Raw genomic sequence first — 25,233 nt, forward strand, 5'->3', positions numbered from 1 at the left:
GCGAAGTGCTGCTACTCGACGGCGAGTTGGAAACGCTGCGGGCCGAACTGCGCACCGTACGGGCCGCGCAGTGGCGCAGGCTGTACGAGCAGTGCGACTGGTACCGCGGCCAGACGCCGCCGGCCGAGCACCCCACCGCCAGCATCACGTACTTCGGCCCCGCGGCCGCGAACCTCGCGCTCGCCTACCGCCTCACCGGCCGGCGCGGCTACCTCGACGAGTGCCGGCGCTGGATCTCCGCGTGCGTGGCCTACCCGCACTGGGGCAAGGCCAACATGCCCGACCATGACCTCGACGCCGGCTGGCTGCTGCACGGGCTGTCGCTGGCGTACTCCTGGCTGGGCGAGGACCTGGAGCCGGACCGGCGCGCGGAGTTGCGGGAGAAGCTGACCCTCCAGGGTGAGCGGCTGTGGGCGTACGTCCAGCAGAACAAGGGCACATGGTGGACGGACGCCTACTGGCAGAACCACAACTGGATCTGCTGGGCCGGGCTGGCCACGGCCGGTTACGCGCTCGGCCGCCCCGAGTGGTCCGACGCGGCCCGCGCCAACCTGGAGACGGTGCTGGCCAACCTCGCCCGCGACGGCTCCGACTCCGAGGGCGTCGTCTACTGGCGCTACGGCGTGCCCTGGCTGGCGATCCACGCCGACCTCGTCCAACGGGTCGAGGGCGCCGACCTGTTCAAGTCGTGCGACTTCCTGCGCAACACCACGAACTGGCGGCTGCACCAGTCGGCCGGCGGCACCTTCGAGGAGAACATCGACCACGGCGACTGCCACGACCGCCGCAGCGGCCACAGCGTCGCCCTGTACTACCGGCTCGCCGCCGCGTACGCCGACCCCACCGCCCAGTGGCTCGGCGCCCTCGTCGCCGAACGGCACTTCTGGCGCGAGGCGTACGCGTCGGGGGTCCGGCCCGGCGTGATGCCCGAGGCGTACCTCGAACTGCTCTGGTACGACCCGCGGATACCGGCCCGCGCCCCGGGCGGGGAGACGCCGGCCACCGCGTACTTCCCCGACCTCGGGCAGATCACCGCCCGCACCGGCTGGGACGCCCCGGCCACCGTCGTCAGTTTCAAGGCGGCACCCGGCGGGGGCCACCACGCGTGGGAGGAGGGCGAGCGGCTGCGGCGCGCGACCGGCTGGGAGGCCGCCAGCGCGGGACACCACCACCCCGACGCGGGCGCGTTCGTCATCGCCTCGCGCGGCGCCTTCCTCGCGGTGGACGAGGGCTACAGCAACCGCAAGCGCGCCGCGCACCACAACCTGGTGCTGGTCGACGGCCGGGGCTGGGCCGACGAGGACCGCTACCACGTCTACCGCGACATCCCCTACGAGCGGCGGCCCCGGGTGCGGGACGTGCTCGCCGAGGGCGGGTTCGCGCACGCCACCAGCGAGACGGCCCGCATGTTCCCCGCCGAACTCGGCGTGACCCGGCTGGACCGCACGCTCGTGGTGACCCCGCGCGGCCGGGTCGTCGTGCTCGACCTGCTCGCTGCCGGGCAGCCCCGGGAGTGGACGTTCGTGCTGCACTCCGACTGGCCGGCCGAGGAAATCGACGGCGAGAGCTGGCTGTTGGCGTCGGGCCCGGCCCAGGCACGGCTGACCCGGCTCGCCCCGCAGACGGTGCGCGCCACGCGCTTCGCGACCCCGATCGAGGCGAACCCCACGTCCAGCACGCCGAGTCTGCGGATCGAGAAGACCCTCCAGACCCTGCACCTGACCACAGAACCCGCCCGGGAGACAGCGCTGTTGACGGTCATCGAGTGCGCCGACGCCTTCGACGCCACACCGGCGGCCGCAGTGGCGCTCGATACGGCCGAGGGCTGGGGTGTCCGGGTCGGCCGGGGCGAGGACGCCGAAACGGTGCTGCTCGCCCCGCTCACCCGGCGCATCGACGCGGGCGGTGTACGGGCGGACGCGGCCGCCGTCGTCATGTCGGGCGGCCGCACCGCGGTGGTCGGGGCACGCGCGGTGCACCGAGGAGGGCAGCGACTCCTGGCGTCCGGCGAGCCGGTCACCGCGATCCTGAGCTGACCGCGAGCCGGCGCCGGCTCGCGGCCCTCGGCCGCCGTACACCCGGCCCACCACCTCCGATCCCTCACCTTCGACGCCTCACCTCCCTCCACCGCACATCCACGGCACACCGACCGGCAGGAGCACACTCATGGACGGCTGGGAACGCAAGGCGCTGCGCGCCGCGGAGTTCGTCGCCTACCCGGCCCTGGCCGGGGCCGCGTTCTGCGTGCTCGCGCTCGGCGTCGTCACCTGGCTGCCGGCCCTGGCGGCGGCCGCCACCGCGCTGCAGAGCTGGCGCACCGACGGTTCGGACCGCTGCTTCACCGCGACGCTGCGGGCCTTCCCGGCGCAGTGGCGGCGGCTGCGGGGCGAAGCGCTGCTCGGCACGGCGGTGTTGCTGCTCTGCGTCTCCAACACCGTGTTCCTGGTGGGGCGGAGCGGACCCGCGCTGGCGCTGCTGCCCGTGCAGGCCGTCCTGCTCGCCGCCGCGGCGGTCTACGCCGTCGCCCTCGCGGTGACGACGACGCTCCAACCGGACGCGGACCGAAGGGAGTTGCACCAGGCGGCGGCGGTCTTCGCGTTCGGCTCGCCGTGGCGCACCCTCGGCCTCGTGGCGGCGGTGGCCGTGCTGCCGCTGTCGGTGCTGCCGGTGCCGCTCGGACCGGTGCTGCTCGGGCCGACGTTGCCGCTGATGGCCGCGCTGTCCCTGGCCGCCCCGGTGACGCCGGCCGGCCTCCGCGCGGCGCCGGGTGTGTACGGCCGTGGCCCGTCCGGAGGGGCGTCGTCGGCGGCTCCGCACGGGCCCGCGAGGCCGGCGCCGTCGCCCCTGTAGCGGCAGGTGCGTCGGCCCGCGGGGTGCGACCGGCGCCTGGTCGGCCTGGTCGGCCTGGTCGGCCTGGTCGGCCTGGTCGGCCCGGGATGTCCGCCGGGGCTCGTACGGACGCCCGCATTGCCGACTGAGGCGAGCGTGGCGCACGGCGCCGATCATTGCCGGAGCACGGCCCCGCGGGAAGCGCCGCCCTTGTAGCCTGGAGCAATGGCCTCATCCACGCCGGTGTCCGGAGTCGCACCGAGGAATCCTTCCGCCGCGCCGGAGTTGGCCCGCCTGGAAGTGGCGCTGTCGGCGCTGATGCGGTGGAGCGAGAGCAAGTACATCCGGGCCGAGGTGGCCCGCCGGTCGGGGTGCGACATACCGTCGAGCGCGCTGCGGCTGCTGGAGCACTTCGACGTCGCCGGCGCGATGCGGGTGTCGGACATCGCGGAGTGCCTGAGGATCGACATCTCGACGGTCTCGCTGCAGCTTCGCCAGCTGAAGGCCGACGCGCTGGTCAGCCGGCTCCGGGACCCGTCCGACGGCCGCGCCGGGGTCATCGCGATCACCGAACGCGGTCGCGAGGTCCTCGCGCGCGTCCGGGCCGCACGCTGCGAACTGCTCGCCACCGTCTTCACCGAGGCGGTGCCGGACGAACTCGGCCGGGCCGCCGACACCCTGATCCAGGTCCAGGACCACATGCTCGCGGGCATGGTCGAGGCGGGCTACGTCAAGTCGCTCGACTGACCGCCGCGTTGGCCTCCGCGCCGACCTTCCCCCGGATCCCGGCCCCCGGCCCCCCGCCCCGAGCGCGCCCGAGTCTCCCCGCACCCGCACGCGGACCCACACCCGCACCCGCACCCGACGGCCCCCGCTGCCAGGGAAGTTCGCCCGCGTCCCCGACGTGTGCCGAAGTCCCCATCCCCGCAAGCGCGTTGCTCACCTCTCGGCAATCTGCTTTGATTGATCAAACTAGTTGAAGAGAGCCTGGGGGAGACCATGGGAACCACCGTCATCACCGGCGGCACCGACGGCATCGGTCGCGCGCTGGCCGACCGCTACCTGGGGCGCGGCCACGACGTGCTGATCGTCGGCACCAGTGCCGAGAAGGGCGATGCGTTCCTGGCCGCGGCCGAGCGGAGCGGCGCCGGCGACCGGGCGCGGTTCCTCAGGGCCGACCTGAGCCGGGTGGCGGAGAACCACCGCGTCATCGGCGAGATCACGCGCGACTACCCGGCCCTCGACCTGCTGGTGCTGGGCGCGCGCTTCCACCGCTCGACCCGGGCGGAGACCCCGGACGGGCTGGAGAGCAACTTCGCGCTGTACTACCTCAGCCGCCACCTGCTCAGCCACGGGCTGATCGCACCCCTCAGCCGTGCCGAGCGAGCCGTCGTGCTCAACTTCGGCGGCTCCGGCCAGACCGGCCCGGTCCGCTGGAACGACCTGCAACTGCGCCACGGCTACCCGGGCACCGGCGCCCTCGGCCACGGCGGCGCCCTCTGCGACCTGCTCGGCGTCCACTTCGCCCGGCTGCACGCCGGCACCCCCGTGCACTACGTCCTCAACCACCCCGGGGTGGTGTCCACCAGCTTCGCGGGGGAGTACGACCCGGCCACCGCGGCCGCCGTCGACCGGCTGAAGGCGACCGGCAAGCCCGTGGCCGAGGCCCTCGCGCAGATCCAGCCGTTCCTCGACGAGCCGCCCGCCCGCCTCACCGCCGTACTGGAGGGCCGCCAAGTCCCCACCGACGGGCAGGCGTTCGACCCGGCGGACGCCGCCCGCCTGCACGAGATGACCGAGCGGCTCCTCGCCGGCCTGCCGCGATGACGGCGCCCGTCGCCCGCCCGAGGGGCGCCCGCCCCGGCAACTGCCAGGTCGGCCGACCCAGTTGCCGGTCCGGTCCGGCCGTCAGACCCCCGAGGCGTCCTTCACCTGGGGCAACTCAGGTGCGGCGGCCACGGGTTCGGGCCCGCCCTCGCTGAGCCCGATCCGTCCGTGCAGCGTGCGCAGGAACCCGGGCGCGTACCAGGCCGAGCGGCCCAGCAGCCGCATCGCGGCCGGAACCAGGACCCCGCGGACGGCGATCGCGTCGATGAGGATGGCCAGTCCGCTGCCGAGGCCGAACATCTGCATGAAGCTGACCTTGGCCGTGCCGAAGGCGAAGAAGCTGACCGCGAGCAGGCAGGCGGCCGCGGTGACGATGCGGCCGGTGTGCCCCAGGCCGTTGGCGACGGCGGACCCGGTGTCCTCGCCCTGGTCGTGGAGCTCCTTGATCCGGCTGGTGACGAACACCTCGTAGTCCATCGACAGGCCGAAGACGATGCAGAACATCAGCACCGTCATCGACACCTCCATCGGCTGCGCGGTGAAACCGAACAGGCCCGACAGGTGGCCGCTCTGGAAGATCCACGTCATGGCGCCGAGGGTCGTCCCCAGGGTGATCACATTGAGCGCCAGGGCGCGCAGCGGCTGCACCACGCTGCCGGTGAACAGGAAGAGCAGCACGAAGGTGGTGAGGGCGACCAGGCCGATGGCGAGCGGGAGGTGGCTGCTGATGGAGTGCTTGGCGTCGACCAGTTCGGCGTCCTGCCCGCCCAGCAGCGGGTGCGCCCCGGGCGGCGGAGCCAGCGCCCGCACCTCGCGGACGAGGTCCTGCGCGTCCTCCGACCTCGGCGTCAACGAGCTGACCACGCTGATCCGTTGGGCGTCCGGCCGACCGAGGACGGCGCTGCCGGGTCCGGCCGCCGAGCGTTGCCCGCCGGCGTAGGTCGCCGTGCTGGTCTCGACGCGCTCCACGCCCTTGAGACGGGACAGCTCCGTCGCGTACGCGCCCAGCGGGGCCTCGCCCACCCGCTGGTCGATGACGATCTGCAGGGCCGTGTCGTCGTTCCCGTCGAAGTTCTTCTGCAGCGCCGCGGACACCTGGCGGCTCTCGGCGTTCGTGGGCAGCACGCGCTCGTCCGGCGTGCCGAAGGTGATCCCCAGCAGGGGGCTCGCCGCCACCAGCAGGACCGCGAGCACGGGCAGCGCGGTGAGCGCGGGCCGCCGCATGACGGTGCGCGCCAGCCGACCCCACACGGATTCGCGCACGCCGGAGCGCTCGGACTTCAGCCACGGCAGCCGCCCGCTGTTGACCCGGTGGCCCAGGACGGCGAGCAGCGGCGGCAGCACGAACAGGGCACTGAGGGCCGCGATGGCGACGACCCCGACCCCGGCGTAGCCGAACGAGCGCAGGAAGTACTGCGGGAACACCAGCAGCGCGGCCAGCGCGGCGGCCACGGTCGCGGAGGAGAACGCGACGGTGCGGCCCGCGGTGTGCACGGTGCGCCGGACCGCGTCGTCCACGCTCGCCCCGGTCGCGAGCTGCTCCCGGAAGCGGCTGATCATCAGCAGGGCGTAGTCGATGCCCAGTCCCAGGCCGAGGGCCGTGGTGAGGTTGGTCGCGGTGTCGGCCACGCTGGTGAGGCTGCCGAGCAGGGAGAGCAGGGCGAACGAGCCCAGGACGGCGATGGTGGCGATCGCCAGCGGCAGCAGCGCGGCGACCACGCTGCCGAAGACGAACAGGAGCAGCACGAGGGTCAGCGGGATGGCGATGGTCTCGGCCAGGAAGAGATCGCTCACCACCTGCTTGGACATGTCGGAGTTCACCGCGGCGCCGCCGCCGGCCTTGACCGTGAGCGTGTGCCCGTAAGCGCCGCTGTAGGTGTCGATGAGGTGCTCGGCGCTCTTCTTCTGCTGGGTCTCGTCGCCCTTGACGTGGGCGAGCACGATGGCCTCGCGGCCGTCCCGCGAGCGGAGTTGGGCGCTGTGCGTGTCCCAGAACGAGACGACGTTCGCCAGGGTGCTCTCGTGCTTGAGGTCGGCCTCCAGCGCGCGGCCGCCGCGCTCCGCGGCCGGGGTGTCGATGCGGCCGTCGCCGGCCCGGACCAGCAGCACCAGGTTCGTCTCACCGCCGAACTTCCGGTCGATGACGTTGCTCGCCCGGGTCGACTGGGAGGAGGGGTCGTCGAATCCGCCGCCCAGCAGCTTGGTGAACGCGCCGCTGCCCGCGGCACCCATGAGGGCCGTTGCCACGACAGCGACGATGAGTACCAGCCGGGACCGGCGGATCGCCAGTTCGGCTATGTGTGGGAACACGCGGGATCTCCTCTTTGTCCTTGCGCTTGCGGTGAAGGCGACGTGGTGGCGGCCGGGAGGCAGGGGGAACCACGCGGCGCTCGACGGCGGCTGGGCGCGCGTCGGAACCTGGCGCGTCACCGGGACCGGCACCGCGCTCTTCGTCGCGGCAACGACGTTAGTGAGACGGAGCGGGAGTTGGCAGTGTGAGATTTACCTGACAGTGTTCGAATTCCTGAAGACCGTCAGGAGCCGTAGGCCGTACGGTGACTTCATGCCCGCAGAAGAGCACGCCACGGCCCCGCCCACCCTGCGCGAGCGGCGCCGGGCCGCCGCCGTCCGGGAGATCCTGGAGGCCGCCGAGCGCCAGATCGCCGAGGACGGCCCCGCGGCCCTGTCCTTGCGGGCGGTCGCCCGCAGCCTCGGCATGACCGTGCAGGCCCTCTACCACTACTTCCCGAAGCGGGAAGCCCTCGTCACGTCGCTGGTCGCCAAGGAGTACGAAGACCTGGCCGACGCGCTGCAGGCCGCCCTCGACGGCGTGCCGGACTCCTCGGACGTGCCGCGCCTGGTGGCCGCGACCGAGGGCTACCGCCGCTGGGCCATGGCCCACCCCGAGCGGTTCCAACTCCTCTTCGGCACGCCGCTGCGCGGCTATGCGGCCCCCGCCGAGGGCGCCACCACCAAGGCGATGCGCCGGATAGCCGGCATCTTCCAGCGCGAGCTGTTCGACGGGTTCAGCAGGGAGCAACTCGCGGCGGCCGACACCTCGGCGCTCTCGCCCGAACTCCTGGCGCACCTGGAGAGCCTGCCGGCCGAAGGGCCGGGCGAGCTGCCGCCGCCCGCGATCGCGCTCTTCATCGACGCGTGGGGGCGGGTGCACGGCCTCGTCGTCCTCGAGGTCTTCGGGCAGACCTCGTTCATCGGCGACGGCCAGGCCGAGATCTTCCGGATGGCGATGTCCCACATGCTCCAGGACGTCCACCGCCGCATACCCGCCGCAGTCAGCGCGCCGGCCTGACCCGGGTGTGCTGACGGATCGTCAACTCACCTTCACCATCAGCATCTTGTCGTCACCCGGCTTCGGGCTGATCCGGCCGTCGGTGTTGCTGGTGGTCACCAGCAGCCCGCCGTCGTAGGCCAGGACGGTACGCAGTCGGCCGTAGGTGGCGACCAGCTTGCTCTGCGGCGCGGCGACCAGCTTGGTGCCGTTCAGCGGGATGCGCCACAGCCGCTCGCCCTTCAGGGCCGCCATCCAGATGCAGCCGTCGGCCCAGGCGATGCCGCTGGGGGAGTCCTGCTCGGTGCCGAACTGGGCGACGGGCGAGGTGTATCCGGGGTGGTTGGTCTTTCCCTGGGTGGCGGGCCAGCCGTAGTTGTGGCCGGCCTTGATCAGGTTCAGCTCGTCGGCCTTCTTGTCGCCGAGTTCGGAGGCCCACAGGTTCCCGGACGGGTCCCAGGCCAGGCCCTGCACGTTGCGGTGGCCGAGGGTGTAGACGACGGAGTGGCCGAAGGGATTGCCCGGTGCCGGCTTGCCGTCCGGCGTCATCCGCAGGATCTTGCCGCCGAGCGAGGACTTGTTCTGCGGCAGTGCCTTGTTCTCCGCGTCGCCGGTGCCCGCGTAGAGGAAGCCGTCCGGACCGAAGGCGATCCGGCCGCCGTCGTGGTGGATGTTGCGCGGGATGCCTTTGAGGATGACGTCGAGCTTGCCGAGTTGGTGGCCGGCGGTCGCGGAGGGGGTGTACGTCAGTTTCGCGATGCGGTTGTCGGTCGCCGTGGAGAAGTAGACATAGATCAGCTGGTTCGCGCCGAAGTCCGGGGAGAGCGCCAGCCCGAGCAGGCCGGTCTCGCCCGCGGAGCTCTTGGTGGAGACCACCCCGGGCACCGTGCCGGCCACGGTGCGCTTGCCGGTGCCGGCCGCGATCCGCTGGATCACCCCGGTGTCGCGCGAGTTCACCAGCAGGTCGCCGCCGGGCAGTGCGGCCATGCCCCACGGCACGTCCAGGTTCTTGGCGACGGTACGGGTGACCGCCGCCGACCCGGAGGCGGCTCCCGCGGTGGCGGTCGGCGTCGCGGTCGCGGGCGCCGAGGTGGTGGCGGAACCCGCGGTACCGGTCGGGGCCGACGCGCTCGCCGACGGTGACGCCGATGACGACGCGCCGGCGTCGCCGGACGGGGTGGACGCGCTGCCGCCCGATCCCGACGAGCAGCCCGCGAGCAGCACGGCCGCCACCGCGGCGGCGCCCACCGCGATGCCCCGCCCGCGCCGGGCCGCGGTCCCGGTCCGCCGCTGCGGGTGGAAGCGGTCCGCGTGCTCCGTCAGTGTCCTGCGCCATGCCGTCATCGGACGGTCGCCCTTCTCGTACCCGGTGCCGTGCGCCGGTGTGCCGTATGCCGTATGCCGTATGCCGCGTGCCGTAAGCCGACCGGGCCCGGTCCGGGCCCTCGGGCCACTCCTACCCCATGCCCGGGCCCGCCGCGACCGGCACCGGCCACCAGCGCCCGAACGGCCCCTCCCGTTCCCTCCCGGGCCGGGGGCCCGCCGATCCGTGCGCGGGGGTGCGGGTCGGGGCTTGGGGCGGCGTGCGGGTCGGCGTGCGGGTCCGGGTCCGCGCTCGGGTCAGGCCGTCGTACCGCCCGGCGCCAGGACCGCCGGCGCCACGCACACCGCCGCCGGGCGGGCGGGGTCCGGCTCAAGTCCGTTGAGCGGGCGGGGTGGAGGGCGCCCCGGGGGTGAAGGCCGACGCGAGCCGGTCGAGCAGCGCCGCGGTGGACGGGTGCGGGTCGCGGCGCGGCGCGAGGGCGTAGACGCCACGGGTCGGAGGGTCCACGAGGGCCACGGTCGTGACGTCGGTCCGGAGCGCGGACCTCAGCACCCCGGGGATCAGCGCGACGGCGTGGCCGGTCGCCACCAGGGCGATCTTGCCGGGCAGATCGGCGGCGGTCAGGTCGATGCGGGCGGTGACGCCGGCGCGGGCGGCGTGCCGGCGCAGCAGCGCAGCGGAGCCGTCGTTGTCCTCGACCCAGGTCTCGCCGGCCAGCGCCTCGACGGGTACGGGTCCGCGCCCGGCGCGGGGATGGCCGGCCGGCAGCACGACGACCATGGCGTCCATCCCGAGGAACCGCCGCTCGACCCGCGGATCGTCGGGGAGCCCGGGCGGCGCGTCGGTGACCACGGCGACATCGAGATCGCCGGCGGCCACCCGGCCGTGCAGGTCCGCGCTCAGCCCGGGCGACAGGCTCCAGCCGAGGGGACCTTCCTCGTCCAGCAGGCGGCGGATCGCCGCGGGCACCACCCCGGCCGCCAGGGACGGCGTCGCACCGACGGCCAGCGCCCGGCCGGCCGCCCCGTCGCGCAGGTCGCGGACGGCGCGGACCGCGCGCTCGGCCTCGTTGAGCGCGACCAGGGCGTGGCGGCGGAACACCTCGCCGGCCGGTGTCGGGCGCACCCCGCGCGCGTGGCGTTCCACCAGCGGCACGCCGAGTCGGCGCTCCAGCCCGGCGATCTGCCGGGAGACGGCCGACTGGGTGTGCCCGAGCTCCGCCGCCGCCGCCGACAGCGAGCCGAGCCGGCACACCGTCACGAACGCCCGCCACACCAGCAGATCCATGACGCCAGTATGCCCGCTGCCATGCGCGTTGCGCAGAGCTGACCTGTGAGATCTGCGCTTGTCGCAGCTATCGCGGTGCACCACGCTGGACGTATGACCACCACACCGCACACGATCGCGGTCCTCGGCCTGGGCCGGATGGGCGCCGCGATCGCCGCACGGCTGGCCGGAGAGGGCTGGGACGTCGTCGGCTGGACGCGCTCCGGGCGCGCGGCCGGCGCCGTCCGTACCACCGGCGACCCGAACGACGCCGTGGCGAAGGCCGACGTGACGCTCCTGGCGTTGTACGACGGCCCGGCCTGCCGCGACGTCGCCGACCGGGTCCGCGCGTCGCTGCGCCCCGACACGCTCGTGCTCAACACCAGCACCATCGCCCCCGCCGAAGCGGCGCTGCTGGCAAGGGAGTTCGGCCCGTCCTACGTCCACGCCCCGGTGCTCGGCTCGGTGCCCGCCGCCACCGCGGGGACGCTGCGGATTCTCGCCGCCGCCGAGAGCCCCGCGCTGGACCGGGCGCTGCCGGTCCTGGAGGCGCTCGGCACCGTGTGGGCGGTGGACGACGCGGCAACCGCCGCCGCGCTCAAGCTGGTTGCCAACAGCTCGCTGGCCGGCGCGGTGCTCGCGCTGGGCGAGTCGCTGCGGCAGGCCGACGCCCTGGGCGTGCCCCGCGCCCAGGCGCTGGACGTCCTCGAACTCGGGCACCTCGGCGGCCTCGTCAGCCGCAAGCGAGCCTTCCTCGGCGACCAACCGGCCTCCGCCGCCGCCGAGTTCACGATCGGCGCGCTCGCCAAGGACATGGCGCTGCTGGCGGCGGCGTCGGACGTCCCGCTGCGCGGCGCGGCCGAGTGGGGCGCCTGCCCGGCCGGCTCTGACGCCGACATCGCCCTCGCCGCCACCGTGCCCGCCCCCGGCGACGCGGTGCTCGCCCCGCTGCGCGCCTACCAGCGCGGGCACGCCACCGGCGACCCCGGCCACTTCCGCGACGCGTTCCTGCCCACCGCCCACATCGAGGGCCTGCGGGACGGCGCGTTCGTGTCGTGGCGACTGGACGACTACTGCGCCCTGTTCGGCGGCCGGCCCGCCCCGGACGAGCCGGCCCGCTCGCGCCGGATCGACTCCGTCGAGGTCCGCGGCACCGTGGCGACCGCGACCATGACGCTCCGGCACGGCCCGGACACCTTCACCGACCTCTTCCTGCTGGTCCAGGGCGGCGACGGCTGGCGTATCGCCAACAAGGTGTACCACCGGCACCCTTGAGGCAGTGGAAGTCACGTCCGGCCCGTACGGAGGAGGGCCCCGGCGTCAAGGTGGCCCTGGTCGAACCGGCCGGCTTCGCCACCGACTGGCAGGGCGCCTCGGCGGACCAGGCCGAACACGCGCCCGCGTGCGCGAAGTTCCGTGCGAACCTGCCGGTCAGCGCCTCCGCCCGCCGCGGCGATCCTGGCGATCGCCGACGTCGACGAGCCGCCGCCGCGGGTCTTCTTCGGCGACCGGCCGCTCCCGCTGATGCGCACCGAGTACGCCCGGCGGATCGCCGAGTGGGAGGCATGGGACGACCTTTCCGGCAAGGCGTTCGGCCGAGGTGCCCGCCACCGACAGCCGCCGCGGGCCGGCCGCTCCGGTACGCCGATCGGAGCGGCCGGCCGGCGGTGGGCAGGTCTGAACGTCCGGGTCGCGGGCACGCGGACGGCGTGAACACTTCAGCAGGGACAGCGGCCGGCCGGCGCGGCATCGGGAGAGCGGCCGGTGGCACGGCCGTCGAGTGGGGCGGGCGCGCCGGTTTCGCGGCGCGCGGCGTGATCTACGTACTCGTCGGCGTGCTGGCGGTGCGCGTCGCCTTCTCCGACGCGGGCGGGCAGCAGGCCGACCGGGGCGGCGCGCTCGCGGAGATCGCCCACGAGCCGTTCGGCGAGGTGCTGGTGTGGCTGCTGGGCGCGGGGCTGGCGGGCATGGCGCTGTGGCGGCTCTCCGAGGCGGCCTTCGGCCAGGCGGGCCCTGACGGCGGCAAGCCCGCCAAGCGCGCGGCGGCCGCGGGGCGTTGCGTCTTCTACGGGTTCGTGTCGTACTCCGTCCTCGCCTACGCGGTGGGCGACAAGGGGAGCGGGAGCGGCTCGACCGACAAGCGGACCGACGACGTGACAGCCCGGGTTCTCGACTGGCCGGGCGGGCAGTGGATCGCCGGCGTCGCCGGGGTCGCGGTGGCCTGCGCCGGCGCGTGGATCGCCGCCCGTGCGGTGATGCGCACGTTCCACAAGCACCTGAAGACGGGCGAGATGTCGGTACGGCAGCGTCGCGTCGTGGACGTCCTCGGGGTGTCCGGTGGGGTGGCGCGAGGCGTCCTCTTCGCGACCGCCGGCGTGTTCGCGGTGGTGGCCGCCGTCCAGCACCGGCCAGGCGAGTCCAAGGGCATGGACGACACGCTGAGGTCGTTCGCCGGGACGCCCGCGGGCCCGTGGCTGCTGGTGCTGGTTGCCGTGGGCCTGGTCGCCTTCGGCGGCTTCTCCTGGGCCTGCGCCCGCTGGCGCGCGCTCTGATGACGCCGGGCCGGGGTGGCTTCGTGCCCTCGTTCGACACGTTTCCTCCTTTTTCTGAGACTTAGCTCATCTTTCACCCTCGCAGAGGCGTTCGTGCGGGAATGTTCGTATTCCGCGGAGGGAAGGGACGGAGGGTGAGCACCCGCAGAAGTTTTCTCGGCACCGCCACCGCGGTCGGCGCCATGGCATTCCTCGACGGCGCCGACGCCGCGGCTGCGGCCGGACCGGACGCGGCGGCGCCGGAACTGCCGGCCCGGCACGCGGTGCTCGCGGTCGACACCGCCACCCAGCGTCACTACGACGCGCTCCGGGCCGAGTTGGCCCGGCGGCTCGGCCCGGTGATCGTCGTGCAGAACGACGACCGGGGCGGCCTGTACACCCTGGTCCACCACGGGACGCGGGAGTCGGCGCACCCGGTCCCCGCGCTCTTCGCGCTGGCCAAGTCGATCGCCCACGCCCCGCTGGGCATCTACTCGATCCTCGCGCCCTATCTCGACCACCGGGTTCCGGGCCTGCCCGGCGCGGCCCGCCCGGACCGGCACGACCTGCGGATGGTGGCGTTCAAGGGGCCCCGGACGAAGGACTGGGTCGGCCCGCTCCGGGAGTTCGGCGCCACCCTGACCACCGCTCGGCGGCAGCTCGGCGACGCGCGCCTGCCACGGGAGCTGGCGGCGTCCAGTGCGCAGATCCTCGATGCCGCCGTGGAGTTCGCCGAGGGGGCCGTCCGGCGCGGCGCCTTCGACATGCGGTCGTTCGAGCACTTCGCGGGCGTCCTGGACGACGCCATCGGCACCAACCTCAACTACGCGGCCCGGGCGCAGATCGCGGGCGTGGAAGGGCTCATGAAGCGGTGGCGGGCCGAGGTCGGCGAGGCGGACTGGCCCGGCCTGTACGTCGTCGTGCTGTCGATCTGGACGACGTCCGCGCCGAACCAGAACTCGCTCATCGTCAAGCGGTTCCTGGCCCCCGCGACGGCGGACACGCACCTGATCGACCTGCCGACGGCCCAACTCCCCGCCGACCCGGTATTCGTGGCTCTCGACAACCTGGCCCGGATCGTGCAGGACAACGTCGCGGCGGAGCTGGTCTTCCCCACCGACCGGAAGCTGGCGGACGCGCTGAAGGGCCCCGAGGATCTGCTCGCCCCGGCGATCCAGCGCCAACTCGTCTGCCCCTACCGGACGTCGGCCGCCCCGCGGAAGGACGCCGGGTCGGCCTCGTAGCAAGGACCGGGCCGCACGGTGCCGTCGGGTCACCGCCGCTCGGTGCGAGCGAGGGTGACCCGTCGGCGGGCTCACGTGGACGCCTTCCCCCGTCCGCCGCCGCGTGGCCCGGGGCGGGGGGCTTCCGGACGACCGCCACCTCGCCGAAGGGGCAGGACGAGCGCGCCCGGGGCTCGACGGAGACGCGGGAAATCGACGTGGACGCGGGAAATCGAGGTGGACGCGAGAGATCGAGGTGTGGACGCGCCGAGGGGAGCCGCCTCCGCCGCGCGCGTCGATCATCCCGACTGGCGGCGCACTCGCCGGGCCCGGCAGGGTGGTCCCGAGCTGGGCAGAAGGACCGAGCAGCAGGTCCGACCAGAAGCACCGAGGAGAGGACCCCGCCCGTGACCGTCGAGACCATCCGCACCCACGACTTCCCGTTCGACCCCACCCACGGCTACGACCTGGACCGGCTGTTGGAGGTCGGCGCGCCCGAACCACCGCCCGGCTTCGACGACTTCTGGCGCGCCAAGTACGCCGAAGCGCGGGCCGTCGACACGGCGCCGCGGGTGGGCGCCGTGGAGGAGGAGCGGGACGGGGTCCGCGTCCACGCGGTGTCGTACACCTCGGCGGGCGGCTTCCAGGTGGGCGGCTGGCTGACGGTGCCGGCCGACGGCCACGTCACGCGCGGCATGGTGGTGCTGCACGGCTACGGCGGCAGGGCCGCGGTCGACGTGCCGCTCCCGCCGCCGGGCACGGCCGCGATCTGGCCGTGCGCCCGGGGGTTGGGGACACGCAGCCTGGACCCGGACATCCCCCCGGTCTCGGCCGGGCACGTGCTGCACGGCATCGGCTCGCGGGAGAGCTACGTGCACGGCGGATGCGCCGCCGACGTGTGGTGCGCGGCCTCCGCCCTGCTGGAGTTGGTGCCGCCGGCCGCGGACCGGCTGACGCTGACCGGGGTGAGCTTCGGCGGCGGGATCGGCGCGCTCGCGCTGCCCTGGGACGAGCGGTTCGCGCGCGGGGCGCTGGTGGTGCCGAGCTTCGGCAACCACCCGCTGCGGCTGACCCTGCCCTGCACCGGCAGCGGCGAGGCGGTCCGCGGCCACCACGCCCGGCACCCCGAAGTGACCGACGTGCTCGGCTACTTCGACGCGGCCGTCGCGGCCACGCGGATACGGGTCCCCGTGCACGTCGGTGCGGCGCTCTTCGACCCCTCGGTGCCGCCGCCCGGGCAGTTCGCGGTGTACAACGCGCTGGCCGGGCCGAAGGAGCTGTTCGTCCTGGCGGCCGGCCACTTCGACCACCCAGGACTGGCCCGGGACGAGGCCCGACTGCTGCGCGCCCAGCGGGAGTTCCTGACGGCCGAGCGGTAACGCCCCTCCTGCGAGGAGATTCCCGCACATCGTCTTGACGCCCCCCGCAACGCGCCCCGTTTCCATGCTCGTACGTATGAGCGCATGAGCCCCGGCCCGGCCCGTGACCGCCGGGCCGGGCGCCCACCGGTGCTCCCGGGCGCTCACGGGTGGTCCCACATACCCCCAGGCGCTCCCGTGCGCTCAGGGCCGGCGGCCCCGGAAGGTGCCGCGCAGGTCGCCCACCCAGGCGTCGGGGTTCTCCCAGGGAATGAAGTGGCCCCCGTGGTCATGGGCGTTGACGTTGACGTGGTGGAACCACCGGGCCTGCGGGCCGGAGGTGAACGCCTGGACGCGTGCGTCGGCGGAGTGGACGCCGGGCGGGTTCTCGTAGGTGACGAAGGTGAGGCCGACCGGGGCCTGCACCACCGGGGTGCGGTCGTGGGAAGGGGCCCAGGGGTAGCGGTTGGCGTTGGCGTAGTAACGCATCGACGTGGCGATGGAGTTGTTCACCCAGTAGATCGTGGCGTGGGTGAGCAGGTCGTCCTTGCTGAAGACGGACTCGACGTCGCCGCCGTTGTCGCTCCAGGCGTTCCAGCGCTCCAGCAGCCAGGCGAGCAGTCCGGCGGGGGAGTCGCTCAGCCCGTGGGCCAGGGTGGCGCCGTCGAGCATGTGCGTGGCGAGGTGGGACGCCGAGCGGCGGTCCATCGCGACGATGCGGGCGCGCACGTCGGCGGGCTGGTCGTCGGTGAGGGGCCGGTTGCGGGCGAAGTCCCAGGCGCGGGGGCCGGTGAAGAAGTCGAGCGGCAGGCCGGAGCCGATGTGGATGCCGTACAGCTCGTCGGCGTACTTGTGGCCGAGCTGGCTGGTGACGATCCCGCCGATGTCGCAGCCCCCGGCGGCGTACTTCGCGTACCCCAGGGTCTCGGTCATCAGGGTGTGCCAGAGGTCGGAGACCTTCCAGAAGTTGACGTCGGGGAAGCCGGTGAGCGGGCCGGGGAAGCCGAAGCCGGGCAGGGAGGGCACGATGACGTCGAACGCGTCGGCGGGGTCGCCGCCGAATGCGGCCGGGTCGGCGAGCGGGTCGATCACCTTCGACCAGTGCCAGAACGTCCACGGCCAGCCGTGGGTGAGGATCAACGGGATCGGGCGGGGGCCGCGGCCGGCCTTGCGCAGGAAGTGCACCGGGACACCCCGCACGTTCACCTGGTAGTGCTGGTAGGTGTTGATGGCGCGCTCGGCCGCGCGCCAGTCGTACCCGTCCCGCCAGTAGGCGACCAACTCGCCCAGATAGCCGGCCGGTACGCCGTAGGACCAGTCCTCGTTCCCCTCGTCCAGCGGCGGCCGGGTCAGCCGCAGCCGGGCGCGCAGGTCGTCGAGGACCTCGTCGGGCACGTGGATCGGGGTGGGTTCCAGTGCGAACGTGCGCGCGGAGGTCATGGCGGGGAATTTTACCGGGCCGTCGACCGGCGGGACCGGTCATCCGTCCTGCCGGTGGGCGGAGTCCCGCAGGTCCACCGCGGTGGCGGCGAACGCCAGCGGCCCGGGCAGCAGCGGCAGCAGCACCGGCAGGGCCCACAGCAGGAGGGCCGCCAACACCACGGCGGCGGCCAGCAGCGCGGTGCCGCGCGGGTCCGCCAGCGAGCGGGCCAGCGCCTCCCGTCCGGAGAGCCGGTGCGGCCCGTCCAGGGCGACCGCGCGCAGGCCGACGGCGGCGGCGCCGAGCGCGAGCAGCAGCAGGACCGGCGCCATCGCGGCGGCCCCGGGCAGCCCGGAGCGCAGCAGCCGCTCGTCGAGCAGGAACAGCACGCCGAACGCGGGCGGCACCAGGCCCTTGGCGAGCGTGGCCAGGGTCAGCCGGGCCCGGAGTCCGGCCGGCAGGTCGCGCACCTTGACCTGGACGCCGTTGCCGGCGGACCGGCGCAGCACGGCGCTCGCGGCGGAGAGCGCGGCCGGGGCGGTGACCACCGGCAGGCAGGCCACGGCGGTGATCACGCCCACCAGCAGCATGTCGGCGAAGAGGGTGAAGCCGGAGCCGAACACCTCGCCCGGCTCGCGCCGGGCCGGGCGGGCCTGATCGGGTACGTGGGTCATCGTCATCGGGAATCCTCCTCAGCTCTTCAGTCCGGACGTGGCCATGCCCTGCACCAGGTAGCGCTGGAAGACGAAGAAGAACAGCACGATGGGCAGGACGGAGATCACCGACATGGCGAACATCGGCCCGTAGGCGGACGTGCTCGACTGGTCGACGAAGTTCCGCAGCGCCAGCGTGATGGTGGCCTTCTGCGGCGAGAACAGGTAGATCATCTGCGCGAAGAAGTCGTTCCAGGACCAGATGAACGAGAAGATCGCGGTGGTGATCAGCGCGGGGCGGCTGAGCGGCAGGACGATGTGGAAGAACGAGCGGAACGGGCCGCAGCCGTCGATCCGGGCCGCCTCCTCCAGCTCCCTGGGCAGGTTCCGCATGAACTGCACGATGAGGAAGACGAAGAACGCGTCCACCGCGAGGAACTTCGGCAGGATGAGCGGCCAGAAGGTGTTGGTCATGCCGAGCTTGTTGAAGATGATGTACTGCGGGATCAGCACCACGTGCTGCGGCAGCATCAGTGTGGCCACGGTGAACGCGAACATCGGGCCGCGCATCCGGAACCGCAGCCGGGCGAAGGCGTAGGCGGCCAGCGAGCAGGACATCACGTTCCCGACCACCGCGCCGAGGCTGATCAGCAGGCTGTTGCCGAGCAGCCGGGTCACGGAGACGCCCGAGACGCCGTCCAGCGCGGTGCTGTAGTTGCTCCACTCGAAGTGGCTGGGCCACAGGTTGACGCTGGTCACCACCTCGTCGGCCGGCTTCACGGAGGTCACCAGCAGCCACAGCAGCGGGTAGAGCAGGGCGAGCAGCGCGATCAGGGCGACCGTGTGGGGCAGCCAGCGTCGCATGGTCAGGTTCATCATTCCGCCTCGTCCGCGTAGAACACCCAGGCCCGGGAGACCTTGAACATCACCGCGGTGACGGCCGCGATGGCGAGCAGCATCAGCCAGGCCATGGCCGAGGCGTAGCCCATGTGCGAGGCGGTGAACCCGCGCTCGTACAGGTAGAGCGTGTAGAAGAGGGTGGAGTCGGCCGGCCCGCCGTTGCCGCCGCTGACCACGAAGGCGGGCGTGAAGACCTGGAAGGACTGGATCATCTCCAGCACCAGGTTGAAGAAGACCACCGGCGAGAGCATCGGCACCGTGATGGACACGAACTGCCGCCAGGCGCCCGCCCCGTCGAGCCCCGCCGCCTCGTACAGCTCCGGCGAGATCTGCTGGAGGCCGGCCAGGAAGATGACCATGGGGGCGCCGAACTGCCAGATGGTCAGCATCACCACGACGAAGGTGGCCAGGTGCGGGTCGCCGACCCAGCCGCCGAGGTGGATGCCGAAGGTGCCGAGCACGTTGTCGACGGTGCCGCCGTCGTTGAACAGCGCCCGGAACACCAGGGCGATCGACATGCTCGCGCCGAGCAGGGACGGGGCGTAGAACGCCGAACGGTAGAAGCCGCGGCCGGCCCTGAGCCGCTTGAGCAGCAGCGCGGCGCCGAGCGCCAGGGCCAGCTTGAGCGGGACGGCGATCACCACGTACTTCAGGGTGGTCAGCACCGACCGCCAGTACCGCGGGTCGTCGAACAGCATCTCCCGGTAGTTGCGCAGGCCCACCCAATGCGGGGCGTTGAACATGTCGTAGCTGGTGAAGGAGAGGTAGAGGGACACCGCCATCGGCACCAGCGTCACCGCGACCGCGCCGATCATCCACGGGGTGAGGAAGACATACGCCGGCCAGCGCGCCTCGCGGCGGCCGCGGGCGCGCCGGCGCGCGTCCGCCCGGTCCGCCGCCGGCCCGGCGGGCTTGGGCACGTCGATCTGCGAGACGCTCATGACTCCAGCTCCTGCTTCGCCTGGACGACGAGTTCGTGGGCCGCCTTCGCGGGCGAGGCCAGGCCGAACTCCACCCGCTGGTACTCGCGGACGAAGGCGCTCTCGATCGCGACGTCACCCTTGGGGGGCGCGGCCGGCGGGGGCTGCACGCCGTACTTCTGCATCTGCTCGTCGAACTGCCACACCTTCAGGTCCGGCCCGCTCAGCTTCCTGTCCACCTCGGCGGCGATCGCCCGGTTGGGGGGCTGGGACCGGGTGACGCCCAGGATGTCGCCGGCCTGCTGGTCGTTGAGGAGGAAGTCCATCAACTCGGCTGCCATCTGGGGGTGTTTGGAGTGGGCGCCGATGCCGATCAGCATCGTGGGCTTGAAGTAGGCGCCCGCCTTGCCGTCGACGCCGGGGACCGGGGCGTAGCGCATCGTGTGCCCGGTCGGGCTGGTGAAGCCGGTGAAGGTGGCGTCCCAGGAGTAGTCGAGGGCGTCCAGGCCGCGGCTGAAGGCGCTGATGCCCGTCGCGTCGGCCTGCGCGCTGTCCTTGGCCGACACCAGCGCCCCCGACTTCTGCAGCCGGTGGCAGAAGGACCAGAACGCGGCGAGGTCCTGCTCGGTGTAGCCGAGCTTGGTGGGGCCGGCGTAGAGCTGCTTGCCGTGGCTGCGCAGCCAGTCCTCGAAGACGTCCTCGTTGCTGCCGCCGTCGTTGGAGCCCGCCACGGTCCGCCCGTCGGGGGACTTCAGTTTCATCGCGGCGATCTTCGCGTCGACCGCCGCGTAGTCCTGCCAGGTCCAGGAGGGTTGCGGCGCGGGGATGCCGGCCTGCGCGAAGACGGTGGCGTCGTAGACGTAGCCGGTGATGCCGCGGCCCATCGGCAGGGCGTACTGCTTGCCGGCCAGGTGGCCGGTGTGCACCAGCGACGGGTCCATCTCGCCGGTGTGGAGGGTGCCGTCCTGGACGTAGCTGTCCAGGGGGAGCAGGGCGCCACCGGTGGAGAACTGGGAGATCTGGCGGTAGTCCAGCTGCGCCAGGTCCGGGATGCCGCCGCCGGCGGCCTGGGTGGCCAGCCGCTGCTTGTAGGAGCCGAAGTCGGCGTTGGACATCTGGACGGTGACGTCCGGGTGCGCCTTCTCGAACAGCCGTACCGCCTTCTCGGTACGGGCCTGCCGGTCGTCGTTGCCCCACCAGGTGAAGGTGAGGGTGATGTGGTGGCCCGCGGCGCCGGAGGCACCGCAGGAGGTGAGCGCGGCCAGCAGGACGGTGCTGCAGCCGGCGGCGACCGCCGTGGCGACCGCCCGGCGGCGGAGGAACCGACGCCGGCCGCTTCGGGGCTCGGGCATGGTGGCCTTTCCGGGGTGAGTGGGTGGAGCGGTGGCGCGAGGCGGGGCGGGCGCCGCCGGCCGGGGGCCCGGTGGGGGACCGGCCGGTCGGCTCAGGCGCCCGGGCGGGCGCCGGGTGCGGACCGGCCGGTCGACTCCCCGCCGGGAACGGGGGCTTGAGGGAACGGGTCGGCTCAGGCGTCGTGGTAGACGTCGAGCCGGCCGCACATGCCGAACCGTCCGGTCGCGGTGGGCCCGCCGGCCCGGGTGCGGGCGGCGGCGAGGTGGCTCGGGTCGCCGTCGCCGAGGGCGGCCAACTGGTCGCGGGTGGCGGTGGCGGCCGCGTGGGCGCCCTCGCGCCAGCGGCGCTCCCACTCGGCGAGGCGGGGCCGCACCAGCTCGGCCGCCGCGCGGTGGAAGGCGGCGAGCGGCTCCGGGTCGCCGGCGGCGACCGCCTCCCGCAGCTCGACGAAGCGGCGGGTGGCGAGGTCGCGGCGGGCCCGCGCCGCGACGACCTGGTCCTGCTCGCTCCCCGCGGTGGGCAGCCGGACCGCCGCCGCGTAGGTGTCGGGGTCGGTGATCCGGTCCGGGGGCAGGGTGAGGACCGCGTCGCCCGCCTCGGGCAGCCCGCTGTTCTGCATGACGACGGTGATCCGCAGCCCGCCGTGGTTGACCAGCCGGTGGATGGTGCCGGGGGTGAACCAGGCCACCGTGCCGGCCCGCAGCGGGGTCTCCTCGAAGCCTGAGGTGGTCAGGGTCTGCACGGCGCCCTCGCCGTCCGTCACCACGTACCCCTCGCTGCACGTCAGGTGGAGGTGCGGGGTGCCGCCGCCGGGCCGGCCGTCGACGGTCGGCCAGTCGTAGACGGTCAGCCGGGAGACCGCGACCGCCCCGGGGAACCCGTCGTAGGCCGTGGTCACCATGGGTGCCGCTCCAGGTGTGCGGTGACCGCCGCGCGGTCCCAGGCGCCGTCCGCGACGTGCACGCGGTAGCGGCGGGCCAGTTCCTCGCCGGGGTCGAGGACCAGTTCCTCGTGGAAGGCGAAGGAGGGGGCGACGGCGGCGAACGGGTCGGTGCGGACGAACCAGTGCGCGGGGTGGGTGCCCTTCGCTCCGGTGTGGTCGTTGCCGGGTGCGTGCTCGAAGACGAGAGTGGCGTGCCCGTCGCGGCCGTCGTGCTCGCCGGAGTAGGCCAGCCACGGCGCCTGATCACCCATCAGGTCGCGCTCGGCGCTGTCGGCGTCCGCGGTGAAGGCGTGCCCGTCGCGGAAGGCCCGGGGCCCGCGCCAGAACAGCCCGGTGTAGCCGGCGGCGGGGCGTCCGGCGGTGGTGGGGCTGCCGAACCGCAACGGCTCGGAGCGCCGGTTGGTGACGGCGGAGGACCAGGTCAGACTCCAGCTGCCGGCCTCGGCGTCGGCCCGGACCTCGATCCGGCGCTCCTCCTCGGCCCACAGCGAGCCGTCGTACGGGTGCCAGGTCAGGCGTTCGGCGATCACCACACCCTCCGGCCGGGCGGACACCTCGTCGAAGCCGGCGTGATCCATCGAGCCGATCCGCTCGGGCAGCGCCAGGTAACCCTCGCCGTGGACGTAGGTGTTGCCGCCCCACAGGTTCTGGCCCGACAGGTGCGAGGCGGTCAGCTGGAGGCCCTTGTGCCAACGGTGGTCGTTGGGGCGGTAGTCGGTGACCAGGGCGCCGCCGAGGGTGCGGATCGGGTGGAGGTACGGCTTGGGCGCCTCCCAGGCGGCCTCGGGGCGGTACACGTAGGCGAACAGCTCGGTACCGGTGGCCTGGTGGGCCACGGTGATCCGGTCGCCGTGCACGTGGGTCAGCGAGAGCGTCATACGGCCTGCTCCTCCTCGCGGGCGCCGACCGGCAGCCGGTCGGGGTCGCCGCCGTGCATGGCGGCGTAGAACGGGTCGCCGGGGCCGATCTCGCCGGCCCGGACGGGGGTGTCGGTGAAGGCGGACTTGTAGAGCGCGGCGGTGAACTCCACCACCCGCCGACCGCCCTCGCCGCTGGTCGGGTGGGGTGCGGCGGCCTCGATGTCCGCCACGAGGGCGCGCAGTTGGGCCAGGTGGGAGCTGGGCTCGTCGGGGCCGAAGTGGTTCCAGTCCCGGACCTTCCGCTCCGGGACGCCGGGGGCGGGGGTGATCCGCCAGTCGGCGTTGCGGTAGCCGTAGAGGTGGGTGAGCTCGATGGTGGCCAGCTCGCAGTCGATCCGGACCCGGCTGACCTCGTCGGGGCTGAGCACGCTGTTGACGACGGTGGCGACCGCGCCGCTGGCGAACCGGACCTGGGCGGTGGAGACGTCCTCGGTCTGCACGTCGTGCACCAGCCGGGCGGCCATCGCGCGGACCTCCCGCCACGGGCCCAACAGGTCCAGCAGCAGGTCGGTCTGGTGGATGCCGTGGCCCATGGCGGGGCCGCCGCCCTCGGTGTCCCAGCGGCCGCGCCACGGCACCGCGTAGTAGGCGGCGTCCCGGTACCAGGTGGTCTGGCAGTGCGCGACCAGCGGCCGGCCGAAGGCGCCCTCGCGCAGCAGCCGGCGGACGTGCCGGGCGCCGGAGCCGAACCGGTGCTGGAAGACGAAGGACGTGGCGGGAGAGCCGGGTTCCTCGCCGGCGGCGGCGGTCATCGCGTCGTAGTCGGCGAGCGAGGGGCACGGCGGCTTCTCGCACCACACGTGGGCGCCGGCCCGCACCGCGGCGATCGCCTGCTCCCGGTGCAGCGAGGGCGGCGTGCAGAGCACCACCAGGTCGGGGCGCAGCTCGCCGAGCATGGTGTCGAGGTCGGTGAAGGCGCTCGCCACGGCGAACTCCTCGGCGGCGGCGCGGGCCGCCTCCTCGGCGACGTCGACGACGGCGACGATCTCCACCGCGCCCTCGCCCGCCAGGGTGGCGAGCGCGGGCAGGTGGGCTCCTCGGGCGATGCTTCCGGTGCCCACCACGGCGGTGCGCAACGGGGGTTTCGGACGGTGCGGGGACATACGGGCCCTCTCGTGAGGCTGGCGGTACGTCATGAGCGGCGCGGAACCGGGGTGCCGGCCGGCCGCTCGATCGCCGCGGGCACGGCGGCGGTCGGCCCCCGTGCCCACGGCATGCGGGCGCGCGGAGCCACCGGAAGGGTGGGCCGGCGGCTCCTTCGCCCGGGCTATTCCAACGTTGTAACCAGCGCGCGTGCCGCGGGTCAACCCTTTGGGCATCGCCGACTTCTCCGCATGGTCGCCACCGGCGCGGTCTGCCATGAACTGCCCTACAATGAGGCCACTTCGAGAAGGGGCAGGTACGTGACGGCAGTGAGGCTCAAGGATGTCGCCGACCGTGCGGGCGTCTCCGTCAAGACCGTTTCCAACGTTGTACGCGGAATGTCGAAAGTGGCACCCGCCACCCGGGAGCGCGTCATGGCCGCGGTGAGCGAACTGGGTTACCGCCCCAACCCGTCGGCGGTGCGGCTGCGCACCGGCCGCAGCGGGCTGATCGCCCTGGCGGTGCCGTTCCTGGCCACGCCCTACTTCGCCGAACTCGCCCACCACGTGAGAACCGAGGCGTCCCGGATCGGGCTGACCGTGCTGATCGAGGAGACGCTGGGCGACGCCCGGGAGGAGCTGCGGCTGGCCAGCGGGCTCGGCGCGGCCATGCTGGACGGGGTGATCCTCTCCCCGCTCCGGGTGCCCTTCGACCAACTCGCCGCCACCACGGCCGGTTTCCCGCTGGTGCTGCTGGGCGAGCGGGAGGACGGCCGGGAGCGGCTCGAGACCGACCACGTCCTGATCGACAACGTGGCCGCCGCCCGCGAGGCCACCGCCCACCTCGCCTCCCTCGGCCGGACCCGGTGCGCCGCCGTCGGCGTGGACCGGCAGGGCTCGGCGACCAGCCGGCAGCGCCTGGAGGGCTTCCAACTCGCCTTGCACGAGGCGGGTATCCCGTTCGACCCCCGACTCGCGCCGCCGGTGGAGGAGTTCGACCGGCGCAGCGGGCTGCGGGCCGGCCGCACGCTCGCCGCCCTCCCGGCCGAAGCCCGCCCGGACGCGGTGTTCTGCTTCAACGACCTGCTGGCCGTCGGCGCGATCCGGGCCTTCCACGAGGCCGGTCTCGCGGTGCCCGGGGACATCGCCGTCGCCAGCGTCGACGGCAGCGAGGAGGCCCGGTACGCCACCCCCTCGCTGACGACGGTGGTCCCCGACAAGGCGGCCATCGCCTCGCTGGCCGTCACCTCGCTGGCCCACCGGATCGGGGCGGCCACCCCGCCGCGACACGCGGTGCACCTGGCGCCGTACCGGCTGGAGGTGGGGGAGTCCACGACCGGGGTGCGGCGGCCGGTGGACGACTGAGCGGCGGCGCTTCCACGAAGGCCCGGCCGG

22 protein-coding genes are annotated in these 25,233 nt (G+C 73.6%); 11 read left to right on the forward strand and 11 right to left on the reverse strand.

Going from position 1 to position 25,233, the window contains the following annotated elements; genetic code table 11:
• The first annotated feature begins 5 nt into the window (after positions 1-5).
• The 4 genes from OG370_RS38515 to OG370_RS38530 all read left to right on the forward strand — a co-directional run bounded on the left by OG370_RS38515 (position 6) and on the right by OG370_RS38530 (position 4,656).
• Positions 6-2,036 (forward strand): hypothetical protein, encoded by a 2,031-nt coding sequence (locus OG370_RS38515; RefSeq protein ID WP_328472682.1) that lies wholly within the window; start codon positions 6-8, stop codon positions 2,034-2,036.
• Positions 2,037-2,166: 130 nt separating this feature from the next.
• Positions 2,167-2,850: a hypothetical protein gene (locus tag OG370_RS38520; protein WP_328472684.1), complete on the forward strand. Its 684-nt coding sequence runs from the start codon at positions 2,167-2,169 to the stop codon at positions 2,848-2,850.
• 204 nt (positions 2,851-3,054) lie between these two features.
• Complete coding sequence (locus tag OG370_RS38525) at positions 3,055-3,576, forward strand: MarR family winged helix-turn-helix transcriptional regulator (protein ID WP_328472686.1); 522 nt, start codon at positions 3,055-3,057, stop codon at positions 3,574-3,576.
• A gap of 252 nt (positions 3,577-3,828) precedes the next feature.
• Positions 3,829-4,656, forward strand: a complete 828-nt coding sequence (locus tag OG370_RS38530; protein WP_328472688.1) for an SDR family NAD(P)-dependent oxidoreductase — start codon at positions 3,829-3,831, stop codon at positions 4,654-4,656.
• Positions 4,657-4,737: 81 nt separating this feature from the next.
• Here the strand turns inward: OG370_RS38530 and OG370_RS38535 are convergent, their stop codons facing one another.
• Positions 4,738-6,966, reverse strand: a complete 2,229-nt coding sequence (locus tag OG370_RS38535; RefSeq protein WP_328472690.1) for an MMPL family transporter — start codon at positions 6,964-6,966, stop codon at positions 4,738-4,740.
• 253 nt (positions 6,967-7,219) lie between these two features.
• On the opposite strand from OG370_RS38535, the gene OG370_RS38540 reads away from it, so the two are divergent.
• Complete coding sequence (locus OG370_RS38540) at positions 7,220-7,966, forward strand: TetR/AcrR family transcriptional regulator (protein WP_328472692.1); 747 nt, start codon at positions 7,220-7,222, stop codon at positions 7,964-7,966.
• 21 nt (positions 7,967-7,987) lie between these two features.
• On the opposite strand, the gene OG370_RS38545 is transcribed toward OG370_RS38540, so the two are convergent.
• Both OG370_RS38545 and OG370_RS38550 read right to left on the reverse strand, forming a co-directional pair.
• The gene (locus tag OG370_RS38545) at positions 7,988-9,289 is read right to left on the reverse strand and encodes a PQQ-dependent sugar dehydrogenase (protein ID WP_328472693.1); all 1,302 of its coding nucleotides are present in this window, start codon (positions 9,287-9,289) and stop codon (positions 7,988-7,990) included.
• Between the two features lie 349 nt (positions 9,290-9,638).
• Positions 9,639-10,556, reverse strand: coding sequence for a LysR family transcriptional regulator (locus OG370_RS38550; protein ID WP_328472695.1), 918 nt, complete (start codon positions 10,554-10,556; stop codon positions 9,639-9,641).
• Positions 10,557-10,649: 93 nt separating this feature from the next.
• Between OG370_RS38550 and OG370_RS38555 the strand changes: the two genes are divergently transcribed.
• The 5 genes from OG370_RS38555 (at position 10,650) to OG370_RS38575 (ending at position 15,668) form a co-directional block, all read left to right on the forward strand.
• Positions 10,650-11,810, forward strand: a complete 1,161-nt coding sequence (locus tag OG370_RS38555) for a nuclear transport factor 2 family protein (RefSeq protein ID WP_328472697.1) — start codon at positions 10,650-10,652, stop codon at positions 11,808-11,810.
• Positions 11,811-11,951: 141 nt separating this feature from the next.
• Positions 11,952-12,248, forward strand: a complete 297-nt coding sequence (locus tag OG370_RS38560; RefSeq protein WP_328472699.1) for a hypothetical protein — start codon at positions 11,952-11,954, stop codon at positions 12,246-12,248.
• Positions 12,245-13,087, forward strand: coding sequence for a DUF1206 domain-containing protein (locus OG370_RS38565; RefSeq protein ID WP_443060823.1), 843 nt, complete (start codon positions 12,245-12,247; stop codon positions 13,085-13,087). The genes OG370_RS38560 and OG370_RS38565 overlap by 4 nt, the downstream gene beginning before the upstream one ends.
• A 134-nt stretch (positions 13,088-13,221) precedes the next feature.
• Positions 13,222-14,310 (forward strand): hypothetical protein, encoded by a 1,089-nt coding sequence (locus OG370_RS38570; protein ID WP_328472701.1) that lies wholly within the window; start codon positions 13,222-13,224, stop codon positions 14,308-14,310.
• 386 nt (positions 14,311-14,696) lie between these two features.
• On the forward strand, positions 14,697-15,668 hold the full coding sequence (locus OG370_RS38575) for an acetylxylan esterase (protein WP_328472703.1): 972 nt from the start codon (positions 14,697-14,699) through the stop codon (positions 15,666-15,668).
• A 183-nt stretch (positions 15,669-15,851) separates the two neighbouring features.
• Here the strand turns inward: OG370_RS38575 and OG370_RS38580 are convergent, their stop codons facing one another.
• From OG370_RS38580 to OG370_RS38615, 8 genes are all read right to left on the reverse strand, one after another.
• Positions 15,852-17,087 (reverse strand): epoxide hydrolase family protein, encoded by a 1,236-nt coding sequence (locus OG370_RS38580; RefSeq protein ID WP_328472705.1) that lies wholly within the window; start codon positions 17,085-17,087, stop codon positions 15,852-15,854.
• Positions 17,088-17,126: 39 nt separating this feature from the next.
• Positions 17,127-17,747, reverse strand: coding sequence for a hypothetical protein (locus OG370_RS38585; RefSeq protein ID WP_328472707.1), 621 nt, complete (start codon positions 17,745-17,747; stop codon positions 17,127-17,129).
• A gap of 12 nt (positions 17,748-17,759) precedes the next feature.
• Positions 17,760-18,596, reverse strand: coding sequence for a carbohydrate ABC transporter permease (locus tag OG370_RS38590; RefSeq protein WP_328474830.1), 837 nt, complete (start codon positions 18,594-18,596; stop codon positions 17,760-17,762).
• The gene (locus OG370_RS38595) at positions 18,596-19,561 is read right to left on the reverse strand and encodes a carbohydrate ABC transporter permease (RefSeq protein ID WP_328472709.1); all 966 of its coding nucleotides are present in this window, start codon (positions 19,559-19,561) and stop codon (positions 18,596-18,598) included. Before OG370_RS38595 ends, OG370_RS38590 begins: the two co-directional genes overlap by 1 nt.
• A complete protein-coding gene (locus tag OG370_RS38600) occupies positions 19,558-20,892 on the reverse strand; it encodes an ABC transporter substrate-binding protein (protein WP_328472711.1) in 1,335 nt (444 codons plus the stop codon). Before OG370_RS38600 ends, OG370_RS38595 begins: the two co-directional genes overlap by 4 nt.
• Before the next feature lie 173 nt (positions 20,893-21,065).
• Positions 21,066-21,794: a cupin domain-containing protein gene (locus OG370_RS38605; RefSeq protein ID WP_328472713.1), complete on the reverse strand. Its 729-nt coding sequence runs from the start codon at positions 21,792-21,794 to the stop codon at positions 21,066-21,068.
• The gene (locus OG370_RS38610; RefSeq protein ID WP_328472715.1) at positions 21,788-22,714 is read right to left on the reverse strand and encodes a PmoA family protein; all 927 of its coding nucleotides are present in this window, start codon (positions 22,712-22,714) and stop codon (positions 21,788-21,790) included. Before OG370_RS38610 ends, OG370_RS38605 begins: the two co-directional genes overlap by 7 nt.
• Positions 22,711-23,859 carry a Gfo/Idh/MocA family protein gene (locus OG370_RS38615; RefSeq protein WP_328472717.1) on the reverse strand — a complete coding sequence of 383 codons (1,149 nt, stop codon included), beginning with the start codon at positions 23,857-23,859 and terminating at the stop codon, positions 22,711-22,713. Before OG370_RS38615 ends, OG370_RS38610 begins: the two co-directional genes overlap by 4 nt.
• 300 nt (positions 23,860-24,159) lie before the next feature.
• Here OG370_RS38615 and OG370_RS38620 point away from each other — a divergent pair, with 300 nt between their 5' ends.
• Positions 24,160-25,203 carry a LacI family DNA-binding transcriptional regulator gene (locus OG370_RS38620; RefSeq protein WP_366411718.1) on the forward strand — a complete coding sequence of 348 codons (1,044 nt, stop codon included), beginning with the start codon at positions 24,160-24,162 and terminating at the stop codon, positions 25,201-25,203.
• Positions 25,204-25,233 lie beyond the last annotated feature (30 nt).

Source organism: Streptomyces sp. NBC_00448 (assembly GCF_036014115.1).
In the GTDB taxonomy this organism is placed as follows: domain Bacteria; phylum Actinomycetota; class Actinomycetes; order Streptomycetales; family Streptomycetaceae; genus Actinacidiphila.